This window comes from Cupriavidus sp. 01T418 (assembly GCF_056398885.1).
The window spans coordinates 1-20,271 of sequence record NZ_JBFTQG010000073.1 but is presented as its reverse complement, the minus strand read 5'-3'; the positions used below and the strand labels follow the sequence as shown (position 1 = coordinate 20,271).

Annotated in this window: 17 protein-coding genes; 11 read left to right on the top strand and 6 right to left on the bottom strand. The window is 65.5% G+C overall.

Annotated features, from left to right (window positions below):
• Positions 1–631 precede the first annotated feature (631 nt).
• From tauA to AC1DQ3_RS34725, 5 genes are all read left to right on the top strand, one after another.
• Entirely contained in the window at positions 632–1,645 is a 1,014-nt protein-coding gene (tauA, locus tag AC1DQ3_RS34745) for a taurine ABC transporter substrate-binding protein (protein WP_477124635.1), read from the top strand.
• A gap of 75 nt (positions 1,646–1,720) precedes the next feature.
• Positions 1,721–2,497 (top strand): taurine ABC transporter ATP-binding protein, encoded by a 777-nt coding sequence (locus AC1DQ3_RS34740; protein ID WP_477124634.1) that lies wholly within the window; start codon positions 1,721–1,723, stop codon positions 2,495–2,497.
• Positions 2,498–2,507: 10 nt separating this feature from the next.
• Entirely contained in the window at positions 2,508–3,377 is an 870-nt protein-coding gene (locus AC1DQ3_RS34735) for an ABC transporter permease subunit (protein ID WP_477124633.1), read from the top strand.
• A gap of 419 nt (positions 3,378–3,796) precedes the next feature.
• A complete protein-coding gene (locus AC1DQ3_RS34730; RefSeq protein ID WP_477124632.1) occupies positions 3,797–4,390 on the top strand; it encodes a hypothetical protein in 594 nt (197 codons plus the stop codon).
• Complete coding sequence (locus AC1DQ3_RS34725; RefSeq protein WP_477124631.1) at positions 4,387–5,049, top strand: RES family NAD+ phosphorylase; 663 nt, start codon at positions 4,387–4,389, stop codon at positions 5,047–5,049. The genes AC1DQ3_RS34730 and AC1DQ3_RS34725 overlap by 4 nt, the downstream gene beginning before the upstream one ends.
• Positions 5,050–5,100: 51 nt before the next feature.
• Here AC1DQ3_RS34725 and AC1DQ3_RS34720 read toward each other — a convergent pair whose 3' ends face one another.
• The 3 genes from AC1DQ3_RS34720 to AC1DQ3_RS34710 all read right to left on the bottom strand — a co-directional run bounded on the left by AC1DQ3_RS34720 (position 5,101) and on the right by AC1DQ3_RS34710 (position 7,417).
• Positions 5,101–6,000 (bottom strand): IclR family transcriptional regulator, encoded by a 900-nt coding sequence (locus AC1DQ3_RS34720; RefSeq protein WP_477124630.1) that lies wholly within the window; start codon positions 5,998–6,000, stop codon positions 5,101–5,103.
• Between the two features lie 158 nt (positions 6,001–6,158).
• The gene (locus AC1DQ3_RS34715; protein WP_477124629.1) at positions 6,159–7,292 is read right to left on the bottom strand and encodes a 2-aminoethylphosphonate--pyruvate transaminase; all 1,134 of its coding nucleotides are present in this window, start codon (positions 7,290–7,292) and stop codon (positions 6,159–6,161) included.
• Positions 7,289–7,417, bottom strand: a complete 129-nt coding sequence (locus AC1DQ3_RS34710) for a hypothetical protein (protein WP_477124628.1) — start codon at positions 7,415–7,417, stop codon at positions 7,289–7,291. The genes AC1DQ3_RS34715 and AC1DQ3_RS34710 overlap by 4 nt, the downstream gene beginning before the upstream one ends.
• Positions 7,418–7,686: 269 nt before the next feature.
• Here AC1DQ3_RS34710 and AC1DQ3_RS34705 point away from each other — a divergent pair, with 269 nt between their 5' ends.
• The 4 genes from AC1DQ3_RS34705 (at position 7,687) to AC1DQ3_RS34690 (ending at position 12,051) form a co-directional block, all read left to right on the top strand.
• Positions 7,687–8,391: a phosphonate utilization associated transcriptional regulator gene (locus AC1DQ3_RS34705; protein ID WP_477124627.1), complete on the top strand. Its 705-nt coding sequence runs from the start codon at positions 7,687–7,689 to the stop codon at positions 8,389–8,391.
• Positions 8,392–8,422: 31 nt separating this feature from the next.
• On the top strand, positions 8,423–9,700 hold the full coding sequence (phnA, locus tag AC1DQ3_RS34700; protein WP_477124626.1) for a phosphonoacetate hydrolase: 1,278 nt from the start codon (positions 8,423–8,425) through the stop codon (positions 9,698–9,700).
• Between the two features lie 39 nt (positions 9,701–9,739).
• On the top strand, positions 9,740–11,203 hold the full coding sequence (gene phnY, locus AC1DQ3_RS34695) for a phosphonoacetaldehyde dehydrogenase (RefSeq protein WP_477124625.1): 1,464 nt from the start codon (positions 9,740–9,742) through the stop codon (positions 11,201–11,203).
• 92 nt (positions 11,204–11,295) lie between these two features.
• Positions 11,296–12,051: a DeoR/GlpR family DNA-binding transcription regulator gene (locus AC1DQ3_RS34690; protein ID WP_477124624.1), complete on the top strand. Its 756-nt coding sequence runs from the start codon at positions 11,296–11,298 to the stop codon at positions 12,049–12,051.
• Between the two features lie 10 nt (positions 12,052–12,061).
• On the opposite strand, the gene AC1DQ3_RS34685 is transcribed toward AC1DQ3_RS34690, so the two are convergent.
• Positions 12,062–12,712, bottom strand: coding sequence for a HugZ family pyridoxamine 5'-phosphate oxidase (locus AC1DQ3_RS34685; RefSeq protein WP_477124623.1), 651 nt, complete (start codon positions 12,710–12,712; stop codon positions 12,062–12,064).
• Between the two features lie 277 nt (positions 12,713–12,989).
• On the opposite strand from AC1DQ3_RS34685, the gene gdhA reads away from it, so the two are divergent.
• Complete coding sequence (gene gdhA, locus AC1DQ3_RS34680) at positions 12,990–14,333, top strand: NADP-specific glutamate dehydrogenase (RefSeq protein ID WP_477124622.1); 1,344 nt, start codon at positions 12,990–12,992, stop codon at positions 14,331–14,333.
• A gap of 323 nt (positions 14,334–14,656) precedes the next feature.
• Positions 14,657–15,877, top strand: a complete 1,221-nt coding sequence (locus tag AC1DQ3_RS34675) for an MFS transporter (protein WP_477124621.1) — start codon at positions 14,657–14,659, stop codon at positions 15,875–15,877.
• A 66-nt stretch (positions 15,878–15,943) separates the two neighbouring features.
• On the opposite strand, the gene AC1DQ3_RS34670 is transcribed toward AC1DQ3_RS34675, so the two are convergent.
• Positions 15,944–18,670, bottom strand: coding sequence for an Hsp70 family protein (locus tag AC1DQ3_RS34670; protein WP_477124620.1), 2,727 nt, complete (start codon positions 18,668–18,670; stop codon positions 15,944–15,946).
• Positions 18,670–20,073: an RNA-guided endonuclease IscB gene (gene iscB, locus AC1DQ3_RS34665; RefSeq protein ID WP_477124636.1), complete on the bottom strand. Its 1,404-nt coding sequence runs from the start codon at positions 20,071–20,073 to the stop codon at positions 18,670–18,672. The genes AC1DQ3_RS34670 and iscB overlap by 1 nt, the downstream gene beginning before the upstream one ends.
• Positions 20,074–20,271: the final 198 nt, after the last annotated feature.

Genomic DNA, 20,271 nt, shown 5'->3' with positions numbered 1-20,271 from the left:
ATGAAGGCCGAGCCCATGATGCCGAACATGTCGGAGACGCCGTTGGCGGCCAGGGTCTCGACGAAGGCTTCCGAGGGGGTCATGGCCTGCGGGCCGGTGGCGACGGTGGCGTCGGTCTTGAGGGCGTCAGGAAGGTGTTCGCTCATGGTCGTGTCTCCGATCTATCGATCTCAAAACGGAACCGGATGTTCCGAAAAGTGTTTGTGAGTCGAAATGTAGGATGAGACCGGGAGATGGTCAATAGAAGATTTTGATAAACGGAATGCCATGTACCTAAAAACGGTAGTGAATACCCTTTAAAGTGCGTAGAATGGCACCTGTCGGGCAATGTGGACCCACGGTTGGTCCCCGCTGGCTCTAACCCGGCGATGTCCGCCTTCCTAACATAGGGCTACACCGCGCCTGAACCTTGTTTCCAATGTGCTCCAGGCGCGCCGGGCTGACTCTGCGCAAGAGCAGGGCGCCAACCAAAAAGAGAGGACGCGAAGACGTCCCAACCAGACGGAGACATTGGCATGCCTCATGCTTATCACCTCTTCCTCCTCGAGCAGGCGCCGCCCTGATGCCAGGCTTCCCGTGCCGGCGTTCTCCGCCACAGCACACAACACAGTCATTCTTGAGGAGGTTCATCATGCGTTGGATCAAGCAACTTGCAGCAAGCGTGGTACTGGCGGCCGTCGTCGCCCCGGGCGCCTACGCACAGACCAAGGAAGTCGTCATCGCCTACCAGGACATGGTGGTGCCATGGCGCTACGCGCAGGACATGAAGGAAGTCGAGAAGCAGACCGGCTATAAGGTCTCGTTTCGCCAGTTCGGTGGCGGCGGCGACGTGATCCGCGCGATGGCTTCGGGCCAGATCGCGATCGGCGAAGCCGGCACCTCGCCGATTGCCTCGGCGCTGTCGCAGGGGCTGGACGTGGAGCTCTTCTGGATCCTTGACGACATCAATGCGGCCGAGGCCATGGTGGCGCGCAACGGCAGCAATATCAACAGCGTGGCCGACCTCAAGGGCAAGCGGGTGGGCGTGCCCTTTGTCTCCACCACGCATTACCACACGCTGGTGGCGCTGCAGCAGGCCAAGATCGACCCCAAGGACGTCAAGATCATGAACATGCGGCCGCCCGAAGTGGCCGCGGCCTGGGAGCGTGGCGACATCGACGCCACCTTTATCTGGGATCCGGTGCTGGCCAAGCTCAAGCAATCGGGCAAGGTGCTGGTGACTTCCGGCAAGATCGCCGCCGAGACCGGCAAGGCCACCTTCGACGGCATGATCGCCAACAAGAAGTTCGCGCATGAGAACCCCGAGTTCATGGTCAAGTTCGTCAAGATCCTGGCCGCGGCGGATGACAAGTATCGCCACGACAAGGCCGCCTGGACCGCGGACTCGCCCATGGTGAAGGCCGTTGCCAAGGTCTCGGGCGCCAAGCCCGAGGCGGTGCCTGCCAGCATGGCGCTGTACGGCTTCCCGACGCTCGAAGAACAAGCCTCGCCACGCTGGCTGGGTGGCGGCGCGGCCAAGGCGCTGAAATCGGCGGCGCAATTCCTGAAGGAGCAGGGCACGATCCAGACTGTGCTGCCGGACTACGGTACGGGCGTCAATGCGGAGTGGGTAAAGCGGGCGCTCGCCACCAGGACGCCGGCCTGACTTCCCAGTGCGCCGCGGCGCGGGCAATGCCGCGCGCCGCGGCCTTGAATGACTTTTTCCGGAAGTTTTGCAGCCATGGCCAAACTCGAAATCGACAACCTCAGCGTTAACTACGGCGGCCGCGGCGGCGCCGAGACGCTGGCCTTGTCGCAAGTCAATCTCACAATGGAGCGCGGCGATTTCGTCGTCGCGCTGGGCGCCTCCGGTTGCGGCAAGACGACCTTGCTGTCGTGCATTGCCGGCTTCATGCAACCCTCGGAAGGCGAGATCCGCCTCGATGGCAAAGCCGTGCACGGTCCCGGTGCCGAGCGCGGCGTCGTGTTCCAAAAGCATGCATTGATGCCCTGGCTCAATGTGCTGGACAACGTCGCGCTGGGCCTGCGGCTGCGCGGCGTGCCGCGCGCCGAGCGCTTGCGCATCGCGCAGGAGAAGCTGGCGCTGGTCGGCCTGGAGAAGGTGGCGGCCAAGCCCGTCTACCAGCTCTCCGGCGGCATGCAGCAGCGCGTGGGCATTGCCCGCACGCTGGCCAATGACCCGGCGGTGATGCTGATGGACGAACCGCTCGGCGCGCTCGATGCGCTGACACGCGAAACCATCCAGGCGTTGATCCTCAAGTTGTGGGCGGCGGAACAGAAGATCGTGTTCTTCATCACCCACAGCGTGGAGGAGGCGCTGTTCCTGGCCACCCGGCTGATCGTGATGACGCCCTCGCCGGGACGCATCGCGCATACCTACGAGCTGCCCTTCGCGCGGCGCTTCATCGCCTGCGGCAATGCCCGCGAGGTCAAGGCCGATCCCGAGTTCATCCGCTATCGCGAAGAAATCGTCAACCTGATTCATGCCACGCCCTGAGGAGTCCCACATGTCTGCTTCTGCCCAAAGACTGGAACCCGCGCAGGGCGCCGTGCCCGCCAGGCCGCCCGCGCGCCGCATGAAGGCCGTGTCCGGCTACCGCCTGCCGGGTGAAGGCTCCAGTTCGCGTATCTCCACCATCACCGTGGTCTCGCTGCTGGCGCTGTGGTGGATTGCCAGCCACCTGCACTGGCTGCCGCCGCTGTTCCTGCCCACGCCGGAATCCATCATCAATGCCTTTGTCGATGCGTGGAACGGCAATGTGCAGGGCGGCCTGCCGCTGACCGAGCATTTCCGCGCCAGCATGGTGCGCGTGTTCGGCGCCTTTGCGCTGGCCACCGTCACGGCGGTGCCGATCGGCGTCATGATGGGCGTGTCGCGCATCGCGCGCGGCGTGTTCGATCCACCCATCGAGTTCTACCGGCCGCTGCCGCCGCTGGCCTACCTGCCGCTGATCGTGATCTGGTTCGGCATCGATGAAACGTCTAAGATTTTGCTGATCTTCCTGGCCTGCTTCGCGCCGCTGGCGATGTCGGCCCAGGCGGGGGTGCGCTCGGTCACCATCGAGCAGATCAACGCGGCGTATTCGATGGGTGCCAACCGGTGGCAGGTGATCCGCCATGTGGTGATCCCGGCAGCGTTGCCGGACATCCTGACCGGCATGCGGATTGCCATCGGCTTCGGCTGGACCACGCTGGTTGCGGCGGAGATGGTGGCCGCCACTTCGGGGCTGGGGCAGATGGTGCTCAATGCGTCGAACTTCCTGCGCACGGATGTGGTGATCATGGGCATCGGACTGATTGGCTTGATTGCCTACACATTCGATTTGCTGATGAGGAAGACGGAGAAGTGGCTGGTGCCCTGGAAGGGCAGGATGTAAGGCCTGTGGCCTGCCGGGCGGCGGCATCCGCTGCCCGGCTTCCACTGCAGCGTTGGCCGGGCGAATAGATCAAGGCGGCAGGCATATGGCCAGAAGAGCCAGGTTGGCGTCGGCTTTGACGGGCCGTACCGTCTAACGCCCTTCGATCCTTCTTGCAAAGTGATGAGCAGTCGCCATGGACCAGGGGCAGGGGTGCTCGACCGCCACGCTTGGCCAAAATGGTTGGCGTCATGAACTTCATGAACTATCATATGTTCATGACCCTACACCGCCGTATCTCTCTTCGCGCGCGTTTCCCGGCCGCCCCTGTCCGGCTCGAAACTACGCGGTTCCCGAGTGCCCGCGCTCGTCGTGCTGCATCGTCTGCGGTTGCGCGCGACCAGCAACACGCCACCCCCCGTGAGCTAGTTGAGACGGCAGTGGCGCTCGTCAACGACGCATCCCGTGAGGTCGCGTTGTCCGTCGAAGTCCAACACGAACTGGACGCGGCACTCGGTAGGATCGTTCGCATCTTTGCGAAGCCATCTCGACCGGTCCGCGAGCGTCCTTTCATTGCTGCCGGGGAGACTGTGGCACATGCCGGCGGGGCAGTGCATTCCGATCCGCTGCAAGAGGCGCGCGAACGTGGTCGACTGGCAACTGCCCGGGAGTGGGAACAGCCAGAAAACCTGTCTCTTAAGGACGCCGCGCTTTATGCGGGACGTTCGGACCGCGCCATCAACCAGGACCGCCAGGCGGGTCGCCTCTATGCCCTCGTGCTGCCGGGGCGCGAGCGAGGGTTTCGCTATCCGTCGTGGCAGTTCCACGTCGATTCCGCGCGGCTGGCCGCTGTGCTTGCGCCATTTGTGGCTGCCGGCGCGAGCAGTTGGGTTATCCATCATTTTCTGCATCGCCCGCAAGAAGGCCTGGAGGGACGTACGCCGGCGGATTGGATCGCCGATGCAGCGGCCCCGATAGACGCCGTTGCCCGGCTCGTCGACGCGCGGTACCGCGACGAGCAGGGCGCCGCATGACCTTTAGCGCAGAAGATTTGGGGTGTCCGCTGCCGCCGGTCGACCTGGCCGACCGTCGGCCTACCACAAAGATGCTCGATCTCGAGAGGGTAGCGCTCTGGCGGATCCATCGCGCGCACCTGGACCCTATTTACTACAACCGCCGCGCGCTGGGCGTGACCCATTACCGGTTCGATGCGGCCGGCGGCGAGTTCGGCGTCCTTTATGCAGCTCCCAGCTTTGCCGCGTGTATGGCCGAAGCGGTCATTCGGGAGCGCTTCCAAGGACAACATCTGCCGCTACTGCTCGATGAGCATGAACTGAGCAGCCGATGCATTTGCCGGCTGGCCGTGGCCGATCGTCGACCTTTAGTGCTCGCTGATCTTACCGGTCCGCTGATTACCCTTGGCATGGATGCTCGCGTGTTTTCGGTGACTGATTACCTTGGTCCGAACCTGTGGAGTTCGGCGCTGCATGCGGCATTTCCTCGGATCGACGGCTTGTATTTTCAGTCACGCCTGGCGGGGGAGCCTAGCGTCGCTATCTTCGATGACCGTGCTCAACTGGTACCAGCAGGCATGCCAACTCGGCTGTTCGACTTTCCCGGATTGGGTCCTTATCTGACGGCCAATCAAATTGGCCTCGCGCCAACCGACGACGATTGGACATCGAACGGCTAGCGCGGTCAGGGCGCGACACTGCCGCCATGCCGAGGTCTCCGAGAGGCGCCCTTAGAACGTAGCCGCCAGCTCCCTGGCCGTCTCCTGCAAACGCGGCACGAACTCCAGCGAGCGCGACAGCGGCGAGCGTGCCGTGGGCGCATGCACCGCCAGCGCCGACACCACATGCCCGCGCTCGTCGCGCACTGGCACCGCCACGCAGGAGATCCCCGCGACGAATTCCTCGTTATCCACGCCAAGCTGCTTGTGCGCGCTACGGTCCAGCTCGGCCTCGAGCAGTTCCACATCCGTGATGGTGTTGGGCGTAAAGCGCTCCAGCGGCAACTGCCGCACCAGCGCCGCGCGCTGCTCGCGCGGCAGCAGCGAAAGCAACAGCTTGCCGCTGGCCGAGCAGTGCAGCGGCACGCGCGACCCAGGCTTCAGGTCCAGCCGCAGCGGCCACGGCGCTTCCATCCGGTCCAGGTACAGCACCGAGGTTTCGTGCAGCATGGTCAGGTTGACCGTTTCGCCGATATCCGCCACCAGCCGTGCCAGGATGGCGTGACGCAACTGGCGCGCACCCGAATGCGTGACGATGGCAACGCCCAGCCGGGACAGGCGCGGACCCACCGCATAGGCATTGCGCGCACCCGGCTCGCGGATCACCAGCCCGCCTGCTTCCAGCGCGCCAAGCATGCGGTGCAGCGAAGCCTTGGGCGCTTCGAATCCCTGCATGATTTCGGCCAGCGACAAGGGCCGGTCGGCCGCCACCAGGAATTCGAGCAGCGCGAAGGCGCGCAGCGTGGGGGTATCGCGGTCCGCCGCCGCATCGGCGGCAACGCTCGGGACCGACGCCGTGGCGGCCGGTTCGTCCACCCGCAAGGGTGTCGCCGCGCGCGGGGCCTTGGCTGGCTTTCCCTTGGCTGCCTCGGGGGGTGCTTTTCTTTGTGCCGCTACTGTTGCCGATTTCATTGCAATTCGGACTCCGTTCCGGAAAACGAGACAGAAATGATTGTATTCCACTTCGGGCCTTCAATGCGGTGCCGGAAATGTGCGCGCTTGCCGCCCTCATCGTGGGGAAGGTATGGCGCGAACCAGTGGCGCATGCGCAGTCGGGGCTTGATCGATCCTCAAGCCGCCCGCGCCAGCGGCGCTTTCATCTCGATCCCCATCTCCCTGAGCGTCTCGCCGATCGCGCCCGCCACATTGCGCATCTCGTTGGCATCGATGGCGCCGATGCAGCCCACGCGGAACGTTTCCACCTGCGTCAGCTTGCCGGGATACAGGATGTAGCCGCGCTCGCCCACCTTGGCATAGAAGGTCTTGAAATCGTAGCGCGCATCAGCCGGCGCATGGAAGGTGACGATGATCGGCGCCTGCACGTCGGGCGAGAGGAAAGGGCGGAAGCCCAGTTCCGCCATGCCGCGCACCAGCGTCTCGCAGTTGGCGCGATAGCGCGCACCGCGCACGGGCTGGCCGCCTTCCTCCAGGAACTGGTCGAGCGCGGCACGGAAGGCCGCCACCACATGCGTGGGCGGCGTGAAGCGCCATTGGGTGGTCTTCTGCATATATGTGTACTGGTCATACAGGTCCAGCGCCAGCGAATGGCTGTTGCCCTGGCTGCCTTCCAGCACGCTCTTCCTGGCCAGCACGAAGCCCATGCCCGGCACGCCTTCGATGCACTTGCCGGTGGCGGCCACCAGCGCGTCGAACGGCATCGTGCGCGCGTCGATCTCCAACGCGCCGAAGGAACTCATGGCATCCACGATCAACCCCTTGCCCAGGCGCGCGCACAGCGCGGCGATCCCGGGCAGCGGGTTGAGCACGCCGGCGCCGGTTTCGCAATGCACCTGCGCCACGTGCGTGATCGAGGGATCGCGGGCGAGCGCGGCTTCGATCAGTGCCGCGGTGGCGGGCTGGTCTTCGGGAATCGGCAGTTCCACGCTGGCGCGGCCCAGCACCTTGCAGATCTTGAGGATGCGCTGGCAATAGGCGCCGTTCTGCGGCACCAGCACCTTGCCGTCGCGCGGCACCACGTTGGCAATGGCGGCTTCCACCGAGAAGGTGCCGCTGCCTTGCATGGGCACGCATACGTGGGTGTCCTGTCCATGCACGATGGCGATCAGGTCGTCGCACAGGCTGCGGGTGATGGCGTTGAAGCTGGTGTCCCAAGATCCCCAGTCGCGCAGCATGGCCTGCTTGGTGGCGAGCGAGGTGGTGAGAGGGCCGGGGGTCAGCAGGATAGGGTCGTTGCCGCGGATCATGGTTGGGCTCCAAGAGGGGATTCAGGGATCGGGATGGTGGTCTTCTGCGCCAGCGCCGCGCTCGCGCAGCAGAGGGCGAGCGCGCCGGCGGGCAGGTGCGGAATGCGCTTGGATGCGGCCTTCATGAGGGCATCCTTGTGGCATTCTATGTTGTTTTGTGTGTCTATTTGGTGAATTTGTTGCAGCATTCCGGCGGCTGTCGCACCACCATATCACCGCCGAATATCACAGTTAAGTCTTTGTTGTATAAGGAATATAAGGAATGTTCCCGGTGCTTATTCGGGTGCTGGGCGGCGCTTCGTGCTCATAACCAATTCATGGTTTGTTGACAATATACAAACTGCTTGCTTTAATGACAACCAGGAATTTCGATGCACCCGAATCAGGAGTCTTCATGTCACGGCCAGCCGCTCAGTCGAGCGATATCGCGATCCTGCAAAGCCAGTCGCTGACCACCCTGGTGCAGCGCGAGCTTGAAATGCGCATCGTGTCCGGCGGATTGCTGCCCGGCGCCAGGCTCAACGAGATCGAACTCGCCGGCGAGTTCAATGTGTCGCGCGGTCCGCTGCGCGAAGCCTTCCGCGCGCTGGAGCAAGCCGGCCTGCTGCGCACCGAGAAGAACCGCGGGGTGTTCGTGCGCGCCATCTCGCTGGAAGAAGCCGACGAGATCTATGCGCTGCGCGCGGTGCTGGACGAATACGTGGGGCGCCTGCTCGCCGCCAGCATCACGGCCGAAGGCGTGCGCGAGCTGCGCGCGCTGATCGAGGCCATGGGCGCGGCCAGCGCCGCGCACGACCTCGACGACTACACCCGCCTCAACCTCGCACTGCACGACCGCATGGTGGAACTCGCCGGCAACCGCAAGCTGGTGGAAACCTATCGCCGCCTGGTCAAGGAACTCACCCTGTACCGGCGCGAGGCGCTATCCGCCGACAGCAACGCCATCCCCACGTCCACCCGCGAGCACCGCGAGATTGTGTCCGCCATTGCGGCGCGCGATGTCGAGCTGGCCGGCAGGCTGATGCGCGAGCACGTCGAGCGCGGCCGCGCCCGCATGCATGCCGCCGTCGAAGGCGCCGCCGCCAACCATAGGCCCTGAAGTCCTTCCTCTCCCGCACTGGAACCCCGTCATGTCGAACCCGATTCTTTCCGGCGTCGCCGCCCCCAGCATTACTGTCAATCAGCGCACCTACCAATGGATGAAACAGCCCGTGGTGGTGGTATGCGTGGACGGTTGTGAATTCGATTACCTGGAAGCCGCCGCCGCCAGCGGCAGCGCGCCCTACCTGCAACGCCTGCTGGCCGAAGGCGCCAGCTTCCGGGGCGCGTGCGTGGTGCCCACCTTCACCAACCCGAACAACCTCTCCATCGTGTGCGGGGCGCCGCCGGCGGTGCACGGCATCTGCGGCAACTACTTCTTCGACCGCAGCGCCAATGGCGGCCGCGGCGAGGAAGTGATGATGAACGATCCCAAGTACCTGCGCGCCGGCACCATCCTGGCTGCCTTTGCCGATGCGGGCGCCAGCGTGGCGGTGGTGACCGCCAAGGACAAGCTGCGCCGCCTGCTCGGCCATGGCATGCGCGGCATCTGCTTTTCCTCGGAGAAGGCCGACCAGGCCACGGTGGAGGAGAACGGCATCGACAATGTGCTGGAGCTGGTCGGCATGCCGGTGCCGAGCGTGTACAGCGCCGAGCTGTCGGAATTCGTCTTCGCGGCGGGCGTGCGGCTGATGCAAACGCGCCGGCCGGACCTGATGTACCTGTCCACCACCGACTACATCCAGCACAAGTTCGCCCCGGGCTCGGACGGCGCCAACGCCTTCTACGCCATGATGGACAAATACCTGGCGCAGCTCGATGCGCTCGGCTGCGTGGTGGCGCTGACCGCCGACCACGGCATGAATGCCAAGCACGACGACGTCACCAAGACGCCCAACGTGCTCTATCTGCAGGACCGGTTCGACGCCTGGCTGGGCCGCGGCGTGGAGGCCGGCGGCGCGCGCGTGATCCTGCCGATCACCGATCCCTACGTGGTGCACCACGGCGCGCTCGGTTCCTACGCCACCGTCTACCTGCCCGAGGACGCCGACCGCGCCGCGCTCAAGGCGCGCCTGGCGGCGCTGCCCGGCATCGAAAGCGTGCTCGACAACGCCGAAGCCTGCGCGCGTTTCGAGCTGCCGCCGGACCGCGTGGGCGATCTCGTGATCGTCAGCGACAAGCACGTGGTGCTGGGCACCAGCCAGAGCCGCCACGACCTGTCCGGCCTGGACGCGCCGCTGCGCTCGCATGGCGGCGTGTCCGAGCAGACCGTGCCGCTCGTATTCAACCGTGCCACGGCGGGCATTCCCGGCAAGGCGCAACTACGCAACTTCGACATCTTCGACGTCGCGCTCAATCACCTGCAATGAGCGCACCATCCCGCCCGAACTCTTGACGCGAGAACCGACATGAACGCCCCCCGCTTTTCCGCCGGCCAGGTCAGCCCGCACTTCCGCGCCGAAGCGCTGCGCATCGATGGCAGGAAAGTCACGCGCGAACGCGTGATCGAAGTCTGCAATCCATACGACGGCTCGCTGGTGGGCACCGTGCCCAAGGCCAGCCTGGAAGACGTGCGGCACGCCTTTGCCGTGGCGCGTGCCTACCGCTCCACGCTGACCCGCTTCGAACGCGCCGCCATCCTCAACCGCGCCGCCGCGCTGCTGCGCGAACGCGTGGAGGAAGCATCCGACCTGATCACGCTCGAATCCGGGCTGTGCAAGAAGGATTCGCTGTACGAGATCGGCCGCGTGGCCGATGTACTTGGCTTTGCCGCCAATGAAACCCTGCGCGACGATGGCCAGTTGTTCTCCTGCGACCTGACCCCGCATGGCAAGAAGCGCCGCGTGATGACCCAGCGCTCGCCGTTCCTGGGGGTGATCTGCGCCATCACGCCGTTCAACCACCCGATGAACCAGGTTGCGCACAAGGTGGCGCCATCCATCGCCACCAACAACCGCATGGTGCTCAAGCCCTCGGAAAAGGTGCCGCTGTCGGCCTGCTACCTGGCCGACATCCTGTATGAAGCCGGGCTGCCGCCGCAGATGCTGCAGGTGGTGACGGGCGATCCGCGCGAGATTGCCGACGAACTGATCACGCATCCGTCGGTGGACCTGGTCACCTTCACCGGTGGCGTCGACATCGGCAAGTACATCGCCGGCAAGGCCGGCTATAAGCGCGTGGTGCTGGAACTGGGTGGCAACGACCCGCTGATCGTGATGGACGACGCAGACCTGGAGCGCGCTGCCGACCTGGCCGTGCAGGGCTCGTACAAGAATTCCGGCCAGCGGTGCACGGCGGTCAAACGCATGCTGGTGCACCAGGCCGTGGCCGACCGCTTCACCGAGCTGGTGGTGGAAAAGACCCGCGCCTGGAAATACGGTGATCCGATGGACCGCACCGTGGACATGGGCACCGTGATCGACGCCCAGGCCGCCGCGCTGTTCGAGTCCCGCGTGAAGGAAGCCGTGGCGCAGGGCGCGCGGCTGGTGCTGGGCAACCATCGCGATGGGGCGCGCTATTCGCCTACGGTGATCGATCGCGTCGATCCTGCCATGACGGTCGTGCGCGAGGAAACCTTTGGCCCGGTTTCACCGATCATCACGTTCCGCGATATCGACGATGCCATCCGCATCTCCAACGGCACGGCTTTCGGTCTGTCCTCCGGCGTGTGCACCAACCGCATGGACGACTTTGCCCGCTTTGCCGACGAGTTGCAGGTGGGTACGGTCAATCTGTGGGAAGTACCGGGCTACCGGATCGAGCTGACGCCGTTTGGCGGGATCAAGGATTCGGGGCTTGGCTACAAGGAAGGCGTGCAGGAGGCCATCAAGAGTTTTACCAACTTGAAGTCGATCACGATGCCTTGGGGTTAGGCAATGGCGCGCTACGATAGCTAACCTGGCTACGTTAGCCAGGTTAGCTAAGTTAGAATCCTCCCTTGTTTTTCCTATGCAGCGGAGTCCACGTGCTGGCTGAGCAGCGGCAAAAATTCATCCTCGACCAGCTCGCCGCCAGCGGCGCGCTGGCCATCAGCGAGCTGGTGAGCGAGCTCGATGTCTCGCGCGAGACCATCCGGCGCGACCTCAACGCGCTGGCGGCGCGCGGCCTGCTGATCCTGACCCACGGCGGCGCCCTCACACCCGAGCGGGCCGAGCCCGACACCCAGACCCGCGCTGCCGTCAATGCCGAAGGCAAGCGCGCCATCGGCATGCGCGCGGCGGAGCTGGTGCCCGACGGCGCCTCGCTGATCCTCGACTACGGCACCACCACCCACGCCGTGGCCCAGGCCCTGCACGGTCATCACAACCTGCTGGTCTATACCAACGACTTCTCCATTGCCATGCTGCTCGGGCGGCGCAACGGCAATCGCGTGGTGGTGCTTGGGGGGGAACTGCAGGACAACGAGGACGCCACGCACGGCTGGGACACCATCGAGCAACTGTCGCGCTACCACGCCGACTTTGCCTTTATCGGCACCGGCGGCATCACCGCCGATGGCCAGATGAGCGACTTCTCGCGCGCCGCCGCCGAGCTGCGCAGCCGCATGCTGCAGGCTGCCAGCGTGGCCTGCGTGGTGGCCGACTACACCAAGTTCGGCCGCAACGCAGGCGTGCTGGTCAAGCATTTCGAGCAAGCGGCCTACCTGATCTCCGATATGGCGCCGGAGCCGGAGCTGGCGGCAGCGCTGAAGGAGCGCGGGCCAACGCTGCGAATCGCCTGAAGGGCATCGCCTAGCCGAGGCCGGCTACAAGGGCCAGGGCCCTCTGCTCCACGGCATCCAGCGGCAGGGGCGCAACGGGAAAGCCCCGGCGCTTGCGCATTCCGCCAGTTTCATAATCGATGCCGAGGCAGTCCACACCCAGCACGCGAACGCCGGCGGGGGCGGCCAGGGACATCGCACGCACGAGATCCTCCTCGGTCTGCGGGGGCATCTGCGGCAAGTCCCGCCATGCCTCCTCCCCGATCCAGCCCATGCGAGCGACGCCACCGATGAACCGGATGGTCTTCGGGCTGATGCGGAAGAACTGGAAATCCAGCGCCAGCAGCGGCTCGGCCGCCGGTTCATAGCGCAGGTATCGCGCCAATCCGGCAGGGCCCGGCTCGAAGCGGGCCGCATCGCCCACCAGCGTCAGCCGGTGTGCGTTCTGCACATCCGCAGTCCCTGGCTGCAGCACGGACAGGCTCACTCTCGGGTCGGCAAGCAGATTGCGGGTGTGCTCGGCCAGCGCGCTGATGCAGATAACGGGCGCGTGACCCTGGTCGGTCACGAACGGCACGACGGTGGCAAAGGGGTAGCCGGGCAGGGCGGCCGCGTTGGTGGCCAGGGTGCCATAGGCCGCCTCGTGGAGAAGGCTGACAGCCTGATCGGCGGGGATATTCACGCGCTGAGCCTCTTTAGGAGCGATCCGATGATTGTACGGCGTGCATCTCCCGGGCGCGATGCGCCGTCCGTGGCCGTTGATCGCACGAAAATACATGCAAGCGAGCTTTATATGTCTCCCCATCAACGGTGTTTTGACTGTCGTGCCCTGGCCTCCCGGTGCTAAGCTTCGCCCCTGGCGATGCATCCAGACACCATCCTGAATGTATTGACAAGACCCGGCAGCGGCTGCGGCCGTCTCCTGCCAAGCACCAGCACATTGAATCGACGAGACACTTGTGACATCAGCCTCCCTTGAAACATTCCTGGCCGGCGTAGCCCGGCGCGACCCCGATCAGCCCGAATTCCTCCAGGCCGTGAAGGAAGTCATGATGACGCTGTGGCCCTTCGTCGAGCAGCATCCGCGCTACGGCGAGCAAGCCCTGCTGGAGCGGCTGGTGGAACCCGAGCGCGTGATCCAGTTCCGCGTGGCATGGACCGACGACCGCGGCCAGGTGCAGGTCAACCGCGGCTTCCGCGTGCAGCACAGCTCCGCCATCGGCCCCTACAAGGGCGGCATGCGCCTGCATCCCACGGTGAACCTCTCCGTGCTCAAGTTCCTCGGCTTCGAGCAGACTTTCAAGAACGCGCTGACCACGCTGCCCATAGGCGGCGGCAAGGGCGGCTCGGACTTCGATCCCAAAGGCAAATCCGACGGCGAAGTCATGCGCTTCTGCCAGGCCCTGATGACCGAGCTCTACCGCCACCTTGGCCCGGACACCGACGTGCCCGCGGGCGATATCGGCGTGGGCGCGCGCGAGGTGGGTTTCATGGCCGGCATGATGAAGAAGCTGTCCAACAGCTCCGCCAGCGTTTTCACCGGCAAGGGCATGGCGTTCGGCGGCAGCCTGATGCGGCCCGAAGCCACCGGCTACGGCACGGTGTATTTCGCGCAGGAAATGCTGCATCGTCGCGGGCGCGGCTTCGACGGCCTGCGCGTGCTGCTCTCCGGCTCGGGCAACGTGGCGCAGTACGCCGCCGGGAAGGCGATCGAGCTTGGCGCCAAGGTCCTCACCGTATCCGACTCCGGCGGCGTGCTGCACTACCCCAAGGGCATGAACGGCGAGCAACTGGCCGCGCTGATGGCCTTCAAGAACGAATCGCGCGGACGCCTGGCCGACTTCGCCGCCCGGCAAGACCTGCACTTCGAAGCCGGCCGCACGCCCTGGCACGTGCCGGCCGACGTGGCGCTGCCCTGCGCCACGCAAAACGAGCTGGACGGCGGCGACGCCGAACGCCTGCTCGCCAACGGCGTGTTCTGCGTGGCCGAAGGCGCCAACATGCCCTCCACGCTGGACGCCGTCGACCGCTTCCTCGCCGCGCGCATCCTCTACGCGCCGGGCAAGGCCAGCAACGCCGGCGGCGTTGCCACCTCGGGCCTGGAGATGTCGCAGAACGCCATGCGCCTGTCGTGGCACCACGCCGAGGTCGACGAGAAGCTGCATGCCATCATGAAGGATATCCATGGCAACTGCATTCACCATGGGCAGAAGGCGGATGGGTATGTCAATTATGTGGAAGGGGCGAACGTGGCCGGCTTTGTGAAGATCGCGGACGCGATGCTGGCGCAGGGGGTGGTTTGAGGGTGGGGGACAGCGGGTAACCATTCGGGTCGGGCCGGCGCATTGACGGGCCTCCCGGACAATCGTTGCCGTCCCGGTTCGACATGGCGTTTCGGCAGGATCGCTGGACGACCGGGCGGCAGGAGGCACCCCGGCGGCAAGGTGCGCGCCACGGGCAGGCCGCGTAGAATATCGACCTTGCAGCCGGTCTGGCGGCGTTGGCGTGGCCCGGGGCAAGCCTGGCCGAAAGTGGATTGTTTTCGTGAAGAGATTTCAAGTTGAAAGATCCGGTCAGTGATTGGGGCAATCGCCAGTTCTCCCCCGCGTCGCATCAGGAGAGCGCATTGCATGACGCCAATACAGCAGCCCGGCGCGCCCGGCGCGGCATCGTCCTTCTGACCTTCGCCTTTGCGCTAAGCCAGTTCTTCCGCAGCTGCCTGGCCGTGATGGCACCGGAACTCCAGCATGACTTCGGACTGTCGGCGGCGGGCTTCGGTACCTTGTCCTCCTGCTTCTTCCTGGCCTTCGCGGTGGCGCAGATTCCTGTCGGGATCGCGTTCGACCGCTATGGCGTAGGCCGGCCCACGGCACTCCTGCTCGGCATTGGCGCGGTGTCATCGTTGCTGTTCACGGTCGCGCCGAACGGTTCTGTCGCCATGCTGGCCCAGGCAGGACTTGGACTGGCGTGCGCGCCGGTCTTCATGGGCCTGCTGCATTTTGCTTCCGAGCAGCTCTCCGAGAAGAACTACACCAGGGTTGTCAGCCAATCCAATGCCACCGGCATGATTGGCGCACTATGCGCAACGGCGCCGCTCGGGTGGGCCATGCATCTGGTAGGCTGGCGCGTTTCCATGTCGTTCGCGGCGCTTTGCATGGCCGTTTCCTGTTATGGTATCTGGCGTTTTGTCCGCGATGAGGGCCATGCCGAGGCCCGCCATGTTCCACTGGGGTCCATGCTCTCGCAGAGCGCCAGGCTGCTGGGCATCGCGCCCTTGTGGACGCTGATCCCGATGTGCGTCGCGATGGCGGCGGGCACGGCATTCCGCAACGCATGGAGCGGGCCCTATCTGGCCAACGTCTACGGCCTGAACGCCAGCGCCCGCGGCGTCGCGCTGACCTTGCTCGGTCTTAGCGGGTTCGTGACCGCATTCTTCCTGCCGGTGCTGGTGCGGCGCAGTTCGCTCAAGACCACCATCACGGCATGGTCCTGCCTGGCAATGACGGGTGCCATCCTCCTGATGGCGTGGCCTGCGCACGGGCTTGTTTCCGGCGTGGGGCTGATGGCGTTGCTGTCGACGATCGGGATGCTGCATCCGCTTGTCATGGCACAGGGCCGTGGCCTGATTCCGCCGTCTTCGCGGGGAAGAGGCCTCGGCTTGCTCAACACCTTTGTTTTCCTCGGCTCTGCGCTGACTTCGTGGGGGTTTGGCATGATTGCGAGCCTGGGCGACCTCCAGCGCTGGCCGGTGGCGAAGACCTATTCCGCGATTTTTCTTGCCGCCGGGATGCTCGTGGCGCTGGCGGTGGTGCCCTATCTCTTCAGTCCGTCGCAGGGAAGACGCTGAGCCGTCAGGCCATCGAGCAGGCCGAGCCGGGCGTCACCCGGATTCGGCATGTTCTTCCCGGTGGGCTTATCCCACGATCAGTTTCAACCCCGCGGGCAGCGATTCGCCGAAGACCCGTCCCTCGTCCGCTTCATCGAGTTCCACCGTCTCGCGCACCATGGCGATCCAGCTTTGCGGCGCGTGGGCGGTTTCCAGCCGCTGGACAACATGCGCACGGATCCCGGGGGACAGGTCCCTGGACCGGTCGCCCGTCATGCGGGCGATCTGGACGGCGGCGAATGCGGCCGGCTCGACCTTCTTCCAGTCGAGCGCGAGGATGGCTTCCAGCCAGCGCTCGGCGACCTCGGCCGGCACGACGCTGTGCGCGCTGCCATAGAACGGCCGGCGTGCCCCGAGGCGGCCGACGGCCCACCAGCCCTGGCTGTTTTCCGAGGGCTTGCGCAGGCGGGCCAGCATCCATTCGGCCACCTCGATCTTGCGTTCGGCGGGGATGCGCTCAAGGGAGCCGGCAAGGCGCACCATGTCGGCGTAGCCCGCCCTCGCGGGCCCGGCCGGCCGCTTGTACTGCGTGGTGCCGGGTGGCTGCAGGTAGAAGGCCATGTCGTCGAGCAAGCGCAGTTGCGCGCTCTCGTCCAGGCCGCCGGCCGCGCGCCGCCACAGGGTCCACCATTCCGACCAGATCTGGCTTTCGTTGACGTACTGGATGCCTTGCTCATACAGCGACCAAAGCTGCTCGACGCGCCACTCGTCGAGCGGATAGCCGAAGCCCGGCCGCACGCAATAGCCGGCCAGATTCAGCCACAGCCGTTCGTGGTCGGCCGTGCGCCGCCGCCGCCGCGCGCGCTCCCAGAAGGTGCCGAACAGCTCGCGAAGCAGCGCGCTGTCCCAACGCTCGCGCGTGCCCAGCAACTGCTCCAGTTGCGCGCGCATCCGCTTGACTTCCTTGGGTCCGACCTCTTGCGAGCGGGCGCCAAAGGTGCGGTCGATCGTTTCAACGGCTTGCGGCAGGGCGGCGTGCGTTGTCTCCGTGGGCGCGGGGGCTTCGGCGCCGTTGCCGCGCAACTGGAATTCGAGCCGCCAACGCTGCGTGGGATCCGCTATCTCGATGCAGTGCACCTCCAGCGTGCCGACCTCGGTCAGCGACGTGGTCAGTTGCACCGGCGTTTCCCGGGGCCCGCTCGCGCCGCGCGGTTGCACCACGGTGGCGATCGGCGGCAGCCGAACGAAGTCGCCGCTCGACAGGTCGCTCAGTTCGCCCGGCCGATAAACGGTATCGGCGACGGAGGAAACCAGGTGGAAGCGCACCGGATGCCCGAGCCGCAGGGCGAATGCGCGATCCTCGAGATGGATTTCGTGGCCTTCTTCCGTGCCGCGAGGTAGCAGGCAGATCCCTTGCTGCCCCTGCGCGCCGTCGTCGAGGACGAGGAAGTAGCTGCGCGGCGAACCGCCACCGATGCGTGGGGCTTCTCCGGCGCGCGCGCGCGCGTACGCTACCGCGCCACGGGCAACGGCTACGTCGGGATTGCCGTTGTGCAGCACCTGCACGGGTTCCTGGCGCCACGCGCTCAGGGTGCTCGCGACACGCCCCGCCAGGGCATCGGCGCGGAACACGCCGCCGTTGAGCAGCAGGGTGTCGGGCATCTGCAAGCCCGCGTGCAGGCTCAGGAATGCGGCAACATGCCGGGTGACCGCCGGGTCGGCCGCATAGGGCAGGCCAAACTCGACAATGCCGCCCCGTGAACGGCCGGGCCTTTCATCGGACGACACGACGGGGAAGAAGCCGTCGACGATGAGCTGCTCGATTTCCTGCCGCGTGACTTCCACCGAACGTGCCCCGCCGATCAGCCTGGAGCCCGCGCCCAGCAGCGTCACCGTGACAGAGTCCGATGCCTGCGCGCTGAGGAGTTGTTCTTTCGCGGCGCGGCAGCGCGCGACCAACTGGGACAGGCTGGCCGCCGACAGCCGCGCTGGCCCGCCGGCGAGACGCGCCTCGACAAGATGCGCCAGGGCGAGATCCATATTGTCGCCGCCGAGCATCAGGTGATTGCCGACGCCGAGGCGGGTCAGTTGCGGCTGTCCGTCCTGCATCTCCACCTTGATGAGGGTCAGGTCGGTGGTGCCGCCGCCGACGTCGCAGATCAGCACCAGGCGCGTTTGCGCCAGGTCCGTGTCCAGCGTCCGGCGATGATGGAACAGCCAGTCGTAGAAGGCCGCTTGCGGCTCTTCGAGCAGGCGCAGGGCGGGCAGACCGGCCATGTGCGCGGCTTCCAGCGTCAGGGCGCGCGCGCCTTCGTCGAACGAGGCGGGCACGGTGAGCACCACGTCCTGCTCTTCGAGCCGGGCCTGCGGAAAACGATGGTTCCAGGCCGCTCGCACGTAACCCAGGTAGCTGGCGCTGGCGGCCACCGGCGAGATCTTGCCGACCTCGTCGTCCGCTCCCCACGGCAGGATGGGCGCGGTCCGGTCCACCGATGCATGCGACAGCCAGCTTTTCGCGCTGGCCACGAGCCTGCCGGGCACCTGCGCACCCAGCGTGGCCGCGAGGCGGCCGAACACGTTCCGGCTTGCTCCGGCGCTCACGGCATGCTGCCACGGCAACTGAAGGTCGCCCGCGTTGAGTTCCCCCGGCGCCGCGTGGTACCGCACGGAGGGCAGCAGGGGGCGCGTGGCGACCTCGCCCGGGCTGATCAGCTGATCGATATCGAAGACGCGGATATCCTCGGACCCCGCCTCCGCATAGGCGACGACCGTATTGCTGGTGCCAAGGTCAATGCCGACGATGTACTGCTTCATCAGTTCGCGCGGGAATCATCGGCCTTCAGGCCGATGAGGGATAGCGCGCGACGCGAAGCGTCGCCCCTGCGCCCGCTCTCTTTCGTGGATTGCGCTACGAGTGAATAACCATATCCGTCGCCGCGTTGCATGAGCTTGCAATAGCGGTGAGAAACACCCTGGACGACCCCTTTGGCGGTCTGAATGTTGAAGGAGCCGGTGGCGCGAATCGCCACCCGCCAAATATGCTTGCCGGCCTTCTTCCCAGATTGGATATCGGCCCGCACCATATCACCGGTCTGAAAGCCGAATGCACGCTTGCTGCGCATGAGGTAGCCGCGAGGAAAGCCGGATGCGGTGAGTCGCGTGCGCTGGTAAGCGCCGCGGCCCGCGCACTTGATAGCCAACGTGGGCTTTTGCCATCCCGAAACCGAGTCGATCACCCCAACGCACGTGGCGTCCAGCGCGTGCGTCTTTGGCAGATCGAATCGTCGGCGATTGTACTTCGTCCGTGCACCTGACCCGGTCTCCACGGAAAGCCCCGTGGTCTTCAGCGCGTTGTACAAGGCCCACCGGGTCGAATTGACCGCAGCAGCGTCGCGAAGCGGTGACTTTGCCTTGGCCAGAATGCGTCGGAGACGCTCCGGGTCCTTGCGCAGGAAATCAGAGAGCGGGCGCGCGGCCTTCTGCCGATTGCAAGGCACGCACGCCAGCGTCAGGTTGGAAACCCGGTTGGAGCCACCGTTTGCCCGGGCATCGATATGCTCCATTTCCAGCGGCGTATCGCGGGCATCGCAGTATGCGCACTGCCGGCCCCATTTCTCCAGCAGGTACTCCCGGACCTCGTAGCCGGCCAGTTCGCCTTGCTGATACTCGACGCCGGAGATATCCGGGTTTTGCAGCGCCTGCATGTCGAAGCGGACGAGTTCAGTGCTGATGGCGGTAATCGGCGCGAGCGCCCGGAAACGGCGCACCCAAGCCATCGTGGTCTGCACACGGTGTTGCAGGCTCGGCGCCAGCCAGCCAACGGGCTTGCGCCGGTTATCGAAACGAGCGGCCCGATAGCGGGTATTGCGACCGCGTCGCGCCCGACGCATGGCGCGGCGTGCAGTCAGGTTCAGACTGATCTGCGCGCCGCGGTGGATCAGTTCGGCGAGAGACAGCACGGCAGCATGCCGAGCCGGCTCGGCACCGCCGGACTCAACTTCGCGTACGATGGCCACCCCAGTGCCCTTGCTACCTGGATCCAGCTTAAGACGGATCGGTTGCCGGACGCTGTCCGCTTGCCGCCGATCCACCAGGCGCAGGACGAAGGGCATCACACGGTGCACGCGTGCGCGGCCGCGCGCCAACAGCAGCCTCGCTCGCTTCTCGCTGCACGGCATGAGCGGCTTGCCGCGCTTGTCCAACACAAAGACTGCCAAGGCAATCTCTCCTGAAAAGTTGCCCTTACGGGCCTGGTGACGCCTCCCTTGCGGGAGGTCTCCCCTCGGCAATGTTGCGAACCGGCGATCTGCCCCGATCCGTTTCGTGCTTACCCTGTCGCTTGTCTGCAACCGGGGCTTCAAGAGGTTGGAACTGAGGAAGCATCCCAACGTTGGTCTTGCACCTGGTCGCAACGT